This window comes from Pedobacter sp. 01T416_2 (assembly GCF_056398925.1).
In genome coordinates, this window is the sequence record NZ_JBFTQI010000427.1 from 1 (window position 1) to 5,132 (window position 5,132).

6 protein-coding genes are annotated in these 5,132 nt (G+C 36.2%); all 6 read left to right on the forward strand.

Annotation, left to right across the window (positions count from 1 at the left end; genetic code table 11):
• Nucleotides 1-112: 112 nt before the first annotated feature.
• Nucleotides 113-745: a response regulator transcription factor gene (locus tag AC1DPQ_RS17055; protein ID WP_477610335.1), complete on the forward strand. Its 633-nt coding sequence runs from the start codon at nt 113-115 to the stop codon at nt 743-745.
• Nucleotides 746-837: 92 nt separating this feature from the next.
• Nucleotides 838-1,758, forward strand: a complete 921-nt coding sequence (locus AC1DPQ_RS17060; RefSeq protein ID WP_477610336.1) for a glycerophosphodiester phosphodiesterase family protein — start codon at nt 838-840, stop codon at nt 1,756-1,758.
• An 83-nt stretch (nt 1,759-1,841) separates the two neighbouring features.
• Nucleotides 1,842-2,549 carry an ATP-binding cassette domain-containing protein gene (locus AC1DPQ_RS17065; protein ID WP_477584825.1) on the forward strand — a complete coding sequence of 236 codons (708 nt, stop codon included), beginning with the start codon at nt 1,842-1,844 and terminating at the stop codon, nt 2,547-2,549.
• A 63-nt stretch (nt 2,550-2,612) separates the two neighbouring features.
• Entirely contained in the window at nt 2,613-3,095 is a 483-nt protein-coding gene (locus AC1DPQ_RS17070; RefSeq protein ID WP_477610337.1) for a hypothetical protein, read from the forward strand.
• A gap of 237 nt (nt 3,096-3,332) precedes the next feature.
• Nucleotides 3,333-3,863 (forward strand): hypothetical protein, encoded by a 531-nt coding sequence (locus tag AC1DPQ_RS17075; protein ID WP_477584828.1) that lies wholly within the window; start codon nt 3,333-3,335, stop codon nt 3,861-3,863.
• 192 nt (nt 3,864-4,055) lie between these two features.
• Nucleotides 4,056-4,712: a porin family protein gene (locus AC1DPQ_RS17080; protein WP_477610338.1), complete on the forward strand. Its 657-nt coding sequence runs from the start codon at nt 4,056-4,058 to the stop codon at nt 4,710-4,712.
• The last annotated feature ends 420 nt before the right edge of the window (nt 4,713-5,132 follow it).

A 5,132-nucleotide genomic window follows, 5' to 3' on the forward strand; every position in this document is an offset into this window, starting at 1 on the left:
GTATAGGATTAAAAAACATGAAAAAAAGAGCCGAAATTATCGGTGGACAATTTAATTTAGAAAGCAAACCCGATTTAGGCACTACACTTACTATTATTTTAAATGGCCCGGCATGAAAAAAACTATAGCTATTGTTGATGATCATATCCTGATTGCAAAGGCACTTCAGGGCATTATAGATAATTTTGCAGCATTTGAGGTGATGTATGTTTGTGAGAACGGAAAAGAGCTGATTAAAAACTTCGAAAACAGCAATAAAATCCCCGATATTTTACTTTTAGATATCAGTATGCCCATTATGGATGGTTTTGAAACCGTAACCTGGGTAACTGCACACCATCCGGAGGTAAAAGTAATGGCCCTGAGTATGCAGGGTGAAGAGAAAAGTGTGATTAAAATGGTTAGCAACGGTGCCAAAGGCTATCTGTTAAAAAATGCGCATCCGGTAGAGCTCGAAAACGCGCTCACAAAATTGAATATCAACGGATTTTTTTACCCTGACTGGGCATCAAAAATCATTTTCTCCAGCCTAAATAAAACCAAAGATGCTGAGATCAAAATTTCAGATCGGGAGAAAGAGTTTTTAAAATACACCGTTACCGAGCTTAATTATAAGGAAATAGCCGATAAAATGTTCTGTAGCCCACGTACTGTTGAAAGCTATCGCGATCAGTTATGCGAAAAACTCGAACTTAAAACGCGGGTTGGATTGGCTGTTTTTGCCATCAAAAATGGCTTTGCGTAAAGGTTAATTATTTGAAAGTATGAATGGTAAACTGATATGATAGCGCGATTATCAGATTTCAACAATTAACCAATTAACCTTACTTTTGAAGCATGAAATTCCATCATTTGCTGTTTTTGGTTATGGTTGCAGTTTTTACCTCATGCAAACCAGAAGAAAAAAGCCATCAATATATTAAGTTTAATACACCAACGGAGTTATATCAATTCTTAAAATGGTCGCCAGAAAATCGTTTTCCATTAGTCAGTGCCCATCGTGGAGGTCTAATGCCTGGTTTTCCTGAAAACTGTATCGAAACTTTCGATAATGCGACTACCTATAATCCAGTAATTATCGAATTCGACATTGCTTACAGTAAAGATTCGGTAATGGTGATTATGCACGATGATCAGCTCGATCGTACGTCGACAGGAAAAGGGCCGATTGGCAATTATACTTACGAAGAATTAAAGGCTTTCAATCTTAAAGACGATGAGGGCAAAGAAACAAAATTTAAAATCCCGACTTTGGATAGTGTATTAAGCTGGAGCAAAGGAAAAGTTTTATTAACCATCGATTTGAAAAAGGGTGTTTCTTATGCCAAAGTGATCGAAAAGGTAAGACAATATAAAGTAGAAAGTAATTCAATAATCATTACTTATACTGCCTATCAGGCCAAGGAGGTACATCAATTGGCACCCGAACTCATGATTTCAGCTTCCATTCAAAAGAAAGCAGAATTGAAACGTTTAAATAGCTTGGGCATACCCTATAACCGTATTGTAGCTTTTGTTGGTGTTTCTGCTCCGGATAAAGAATTGTACCAATACCTGCACAACAAAGGCATTACCACTATTTTAGGCACCATGGGGAATATCGATAAAAGCGCCATTGCCAGTCCGGTAAAAAATGTTTATTATCATCTGGTTAACAATGGTGCAGATATTTTATCGGGCGATAATTTACCACAGGCATCAGAAGAACTGGATAAGTTCAGGTATAATAAAAAATTAAGTTCAGCGCATATAAATTAACCACAGATGGAAAGGGTGAACACAGATCGGTTTAACCAATTATGAAATCTGTGTCTGTGCAAATCTGTGGTAAAAAACACAAAATGAGTATTTCAGTTAAAAATCTTTCTAAACATTACGATAAGCAAAAGGCGGTCGATTCGATTAGCTTTGAAGCCAGGCCAGGTCGTATTTTGGGTTTTCTTGGCCCTAATGGAGCTGGTAAATCTACAACCATGCGTATGCTTAGCGGTTATTTAGAGCCTACCTCAGGTGAGGCTGAAATTTCTGGTAAAAGCATTCTTTACGATGCCATTGAAGCTAAAAAGCATATTGGTTACCTGCCTGAAAATACACCGCTTTACGCTGATATGTACGTAAAGGAATTTTTAAATTTTGTTGGTCAAACGTATAACCTTACCAATTTACCTGCACGGATTGATGAAGTCATCAAAATGGTAGGCTTAACACCAGAGCAACATAAAAAAATCGGTGCGTTATCCAAAGGGTACCGTCAAAGGGTAGGTTTGGCTCAGGCGATAATCCATAATCCTGCGGTTTTAATTTTAGATGAGCCTACTTCTGGTTTAGACCCGAACCAATTGGTTGATATTAGGCAGCTGATCAAAACATTAGGTGCTGCTAAAACGGTTGTCATCTCTACCCACATTATGCAAGAGGTTGAAGCCATTTGCGATGACATCATCATCATTAGCAAAGGTAAAATCGTAGCGAAAGATTCACTCGAAGGCCTAAAAAAAATGCACCAACAGCAATCATTAGAAGATATTTTTAGAAAACTTACTGCTTAATTCATGCTTTGCCAAAAAATAAAAAATGCCTTAATAGTTCTTCTATTTTTAACACCTGTTATATTGAAAGCCCAAAATACCCCTAATATTGGTATTGGTGCCGAAATAGGTTTGCCATCGGGAAACTTCGTTAATTTATCTGGAATAGGTTTAGGTGCATCAATAAAAGCTGATTTCCCAATAGCTGCTGATTTTGCCATATCCTTAAACGGAGGTTTTATGAATTTTTTTGGTAAGCGAAATCAGCTTTTTAAGGTTCAGGATTTAACCTATATACCCGCTAAAGCTGGCTTGAAATATCAGCTGGGAGAAAGTTTTTACGCCGAAGGGCAGTTAGGGGCGGCATTGCCATTAAATAATGGGCAAAAAACTTTATTTGTTTGGTCGCCTGGTATAGGGAATCAATTTAAGCTATCTGGCGAAAATAAACTCGATTTAGGGATCAGATATGAAGCATGGACGGGTAAAAATGAGTTGTCCGATTTAAATAAGACCAATACCAAAGGTTTTGTTGGAATTAGATTTGCATATATATTTAGATTATAACTCGTAATTAAGAGGACAAATTATTGTTTTTAATTCAATTATTCGTGATAAACATACAGTTATTCAGACATTTTATCACCGATTACAACTATTTGGAATAAATTCAGTTTGTGTTTAATTGTCTGTATATCAGTTATTTGTTATTTGTATTTTGTCTTTTTTATTTTATTTGTAACGTTTTTGGCATCATGCTTGTCTATAAATGCAAATAATTAACGAACAATAAATAAAAATCACATGAAAAAAGTATTACTTTCTTTATTAATGGTTGCAGGCCTGGGCTTTGCAGCTTCAGCTCAAACAGAAGGAGCAGTTCAAAAACTAAGCATTGGTGCTGAATTTGGTTTACCGACAGAAAAAAATTCAAATACCTTAATCGTAGGCGGTTCATTGCAGTACGAACATCCAGTGGCTAAGGATTTAAATTTAACTGGTTCAGCTGGTTATTTATCATTAATGGCTACAGGAGATGCAAAAGATTTTTTAAAGTCTATTGGGGCAAAAACGAGTTATGGTGTTATCCCGTTAAAAGCTGGTGCTAAATACTATTTTGGTGGTAACTTTTATGGCGCTGGCGAATTAGGTGCGGCAATTAGCACTGAAACAGGTGGTAGTACTTTATTTGCAGTTGCACCAACTTTAGGCGCATCATTTTCTGTTGCCGATAAATCTAGTTTAGATTTCGGTTTACGTTACGAAAATTGGTCAGGAAATGGTGGTTCTACAGGCTTTATTGGCTTACGTGCTGCTTTTGCATTCGGTTTATAGTATTAAACCATAATTTATTTAGAAGCCTCCAAGAAATTGGGGGCTTTGTTGTTTATCAGCTATTTAAGGTTTCATCGGTTACAAAATAATTTTAACTATCAAATTAGTTTATTTATTATTGTACTGTTTTAGCCGTATAGGCGAAAGCACGGAAACTAAAAAATAATTTTCAAAAACAACTCTCAAAATCAGATGAAAAAACTAGTATTATCTTTATTAACAGTTGCAGGTTTAGGCTTTGCAGCTTCAGCTCAAACAAACAAACCTGTAATTTTTGGCGTGAAAGCCGGGGTGGCCTTTCCAAACATGACCATATCATCAGGAAACGCATCGGTAAGTTTTGATGCAAAAACATCTTATTATGTTGGCGGTACGGCCGAATTCGTACTGTCTGATGTAATTTCAATTCAACCTGGTTTAACTTTTATAAACAAAGGAACAAAACTGGCCAGCGGTGATATGGATTTCGAAGATAATGACATTGCAACCACTGAAGAGGCAACATTAAACTTTAAATATCTGGAGTTACCGGTAAACCTATTGGCGAATTTTAAAGTAGGAAGCGCTGGTAAGGTGTTTCTTGGTGCCGGACCGTACGTTGCTTACGCCTTAAGCGCAAATGGTAAATATGGGTCGGTAAAAGAAGATATCAAATTTGGCGAGGCAGAATCGGAATTTAAACGAACTGATTTTGGTCTAAACTTTTTAGCTGGTTACCAATTAAACAATGGTTTTAATATTCATGCAGGCTACGGATTAGGTCTAAGCAGTATAGCAGATACAGATCTTTCGGATGAGATTACCTTTAAAAATAAAGTTTTCTCATTAGGGGTAGGTTTTTCTTTCTAAAAGAACCGAGAAATAAAGAAGAGGTTGTATCATAAAGACAATTCTTCTCAGATTTTGTCATGTCGTCCAAAGGACTCCTACGGAGAGCCTGTCGAAACACATTAAAGGTTTATTTAATTAAGTTCTTCGACAGGCTACCATTGACAGACTTAAATAGAATAATCGTCATTCCCGCGCAGGCGGGAATCTTAAAGCGCTTGCATTACGATTCCCAATCAAGTTGGGAATGACGATCCCTCGTAACTTAACATTTGCAAAAAAAAATCAGTTATTCGTATCGATTTTTATACAATAAATTAACCTTCAGGATGATAATTCGAAATTTATGATACAGCCTCTTTTTAAATTTAAATATTGCTGATTTACTAATACATTCATTTAATCAATTCCTTTTAAATTTGCAGGAATAAATGGTTAACT